Below are 3080 nucleotides of genomic sequence, written 5' to 3' on the forward strand. Positions count from 1 at the left end.
GTTCAGATCGCTGCTGTCTGCTGCCATAGTGTCCACCTCCGATTTAAGTGGACACTATCGTCGCCTCTCCGGGCGCGTGGCGATAGGGCGTCAATGAACGATCGCTTACTTTCGAGCGACATGAGGCTAGTCAGTGCTCATAGAAAGCATCGGTTTCACAGCGAGGAATATCTGCGATGGGGCGTCGAAAGGTTGACCATTTGAGGTAAGCCCACCACTCGTGCCAACGGCATCAAAAACGAACAAGGAATGATGTCTTTCGCGGTTAGTCCCCGAACGGGTTGCCGGTGTCTTTCACTTCGGTATTGAGGTTGTATTCCGCACGCACGGCCTTGAGCACTCCCTCGATGTCGCGCTCGAAGCCGACCGCGTTGCCGAAGTGGGTCATGTTCCAGTTGCAACCTGTTTTGTCAGCCTCCTGCAACTGCGGCCGCGGCACACGAATCTTCACGCCATCCTCGACGACTTCCTGTAGTCGATGGATTCGCCGGTTGACCTCCTGCTGAAGCTGCGAGGCATTGAGCGTCTTGCGTATCATCCAGGTCTCCTTCCGGTTGCCCAGGCCAGTCTAGCGCAAGTGAGGCGTTCCGCGACCTGGCGCTGAAACGCAAAGTGCCTGAGAGAAAGCACGCGCCTCGGTTCGTCGGGGTGCGTCAGTAAGTCAGTACGCGACAATCACGACGCCGCTGCCGCCAATGCCACGACGACCAATGCGCGCACCGTCCCCGCCACCACCGATGTTCCCCTGGCCAATCGCTATGCCGCAAGTCTGCGCTCGTAGTACGGCCTGTTCCGGCGAGCCGAGGCGGAGGGCAGTCCGTAGTGCACCCCAAAGGTGACAGCGTTGAGCTCGACCTTAATTGCCCGGAAGCTCCCGCGCCCTCGGCAGTCGACTTATCCACAGATTCTGTTAGCAAGGTTGTGGACAACCCGCTCGCATTCGTCGCAAGCACTTGAGGGACTGCGGCTTTGCTCTTTGGCTCCGGTAGCGGCAGGCGCTTCTTCCAGCGCCGCCACCTTGCGCGAACTTCCGGTTCGAAGCCGCCTTGGTCCTAGCAGCAGTGGGTTCGCCGGTCTGCATGAAGCCTTCGCGAGTGCCAGACGAGGTCATTGGTCGCATCGAGCAGGTTGTCCGTGATGCATCGGTTGCAACGTTGCGATCTTCAGCCCTTCCCCGCACAATCCGAAAAAAGGAAAAAACGTATGAAAACAAAATTGATGCTCGCTGGACTGACCATCCTCGCTGGTTGCACAACAGTCTCCGAAATTACGCCAGCCGGCGACGGACACTACACGGTCACAACACAGGTCCGCGGCGGAATGACGCCTTGGGGAGAAGTCAAAGCGACGAGCCTCAAGCGCGCGGATGAATATTGCAACAGCCGGGGCGAGCAGATGCACCAGGTCGACATGCAGACGCACGGCGTGCGTGGCTGGACGCCGCAAGAGGCAGAGTTGACCTTCTCATGTTTGAAGGTCGAGTAGATGTCAGAGCGATGCTCGGAGGCAGTATGCAAAATCCTCCGCTTTTTCACGTCCTGCTAGATCATCTCGAAGCGATCGACGCTCCACCGATGGAAATCCAGCGGTTTGTCGACCGCTGGCATCGCCTGAAGCCTCATGAACGAATTCCTTGTCCAGTCTGCTATCTAAACGGTGAGGAGCAACCCCTCACGCCGCTCGACGCCGGAGGTAACACCGAACCCGTGTTTTGCAGCGCGTGTCGCACGCAGTACGACATTCCAATCGACGAAACGTAAGGCAGTATGGTCGTACGCGACAACCTTGATGACGAAGCACGCGCCGAACTGCTCTCCTACCTGGTGGTCGGCAGCTAGTGGCTCGAGCACGCACAGGAGAATGGCTGCGCACGGGCCACCTCGTCGAGTCGACGCGCATCTGGTTGACCAGCAATGGCGCTGACGCCGACTGGGCGGAACGGGTCCACATAGGCGCCGTGTCACAGCAGATCGCGTTGGATTTTGCGCAATTGCCACGCTTCGCAGACTCCGCGTCGCTCGCCGGGCTGTTCACGAACGGCTGGCGGTTGGACTATCGGTCGCCTATCGTTCGCGGGATCCATGCGGCCTGCGAAAGCGAGCTGCACCCGAAAAAACCATAGCGGCCGGCGTCACGACACGCTAGTGCTCAATGTACATGCGCCATTCCGGGAGCTGATCGAAGAAGCTTTCGCTCACGTAGACGAGATACACCACCGGTGAACGGGTGTTTGTCGTCATCCCAGGTTCGTTAACGATTGTCAGGCCGGGATCGATACCGCTCACTAGCCTATGCGGTCAGGTCATCGGGAAGATCACCGGCTTCTTCGCGGGGCACGCGCAATTTGATTGGCTTCATGTCATCCCTGGCAAATGGGGAATGGCATCTGGCCGGATATCATACAAAGAAGCGGCCTGCCCGCACCAGACTACGGTAGCGGCAAGTCTAAAGGTCCTTCGGAGTCTGCCGAAAATCAGTCATGAACAGTGACGACCGCCCCAGGCGCGGCCGTCCCCGCTACGCCGATGCGATGGCCCTTGAAATGAACGTTTGCGCGACCCGCCGCGCGCAGGCTAAAAAAACCCCCGGAGACTTCACGGCCGGCACACCCGAATGGGACGCCGCGACCAAAGATTTTCTGGGCGATATTTACCGCGCGATCGCGGCGATCCTGCTGAGCTTGATAATCCAGACTGACTGGCTACCGACTGGGGTTCGAACGCGAGCAATCAAAATAATCAGACAAAACACCCGATTGCAGAATTACTTTCACCGTGTAAGACTTCGCGCTCGCCCAGCGATCTCTGGGCGGAGTGTGTCTCCAAGCCGCGGCTATGCCTGCGGCTTTTTTTTGGTTCGTCTGACCTGAGAATCGATCGATTGTGGAATCTGCATGACTGCAGATCGAACGACCTAGACTTTGATGAGTGGCTACAAGCGTGCGAGGCTTGCAATCAGTGCAAGAACAAGGTAAGCGATCAGCGAAGCACGTCCCTCCCGCAGACTTGACCTAGACGTTTTTTTCGTGCTCCCGCTTGCCCAGCTTCCAGGGTAGCAGCGCCTCGTAGTCGTCGGCGCTC

The 3080-nt window shown here is 58.2% G+C and carries 4 protein-coding genes; 3 read left to right on the forward strand and 1 reads right to left on the reverse strand.

Features of this window, described 5'->3' with window-relative positions; genetic code table 11:
- Positions 1–265: 265 nt before the first annotated feature.
- The gene (locus tag KHO31_RS38830) at positions 266–538 is read right to left on the reverse strand and encodes a hypothetical protein (RefSeq protein WP_201083237.1); all 273 of its coding nucleotides are present in this window, start codon (positions 536–538) and stop codon (positions 266–268) included.
- A 665-nt stretch (positions 539–1203) separates the two neighbouring features.
- On the opposite strand from KHO31_RS38830, the gene KHO31_RS38835 reads away from it, so the two are divergent.
- The 3 genes from KHO31_RS38835 to KHO31_RS38850 all read left to right on the forward strand — a co-directional run bounded on the left by KHO31_RS38835 (position 1204) and on the right by KHO31_RS38850 (position 2869).
- Positions 1204–1485: a hypothetical protein gene (locus tag KHO31_RS38835; protein WP_201083239.1), complete on the forward strand. Its 282-nt coding sequence runs from the start codon at positions 1204–1206 to the stop codon at positions 1483–1485.
- A gap of 26 nt (positions 1486–1511) precedes the next feature.
- Positions 1512–1760: a hypothetical protein gene (locus KHO31_RS38840; RefSeq protein WP_201083241.1), complete on the forward strand. Its 249-nt coding sequence runs from the start codon at positions 1512–1514 to the stop codon at positions 1758–1760.
- A gap of 719 nt (positions 1761–2479) precedes the next feature.
- The gene (locus KHO31_RS38850; RefSeq protein WP_201083243.1) at positions 2480–2869 is read left to right on the forward strand and encodes a hypothetical protein; all 390 of its coding nucleotides are present in this window, start codon (positions 2480–2482) and stop codon (positions 2867–2869) included.
- Positions 2870–3080 lie beyond the last annotated feature (211 nt).

Origin of the sequence: Paraburkholderia domus, assembly GCF_905220705.1 — a bacterium.
Lineage (GTDB): Bacteria > Pseudomonadota > Gammaproteobacteria > Burkholderiales > Burkholderiaceae > Paraburkholderia > Paraburkholderia domus.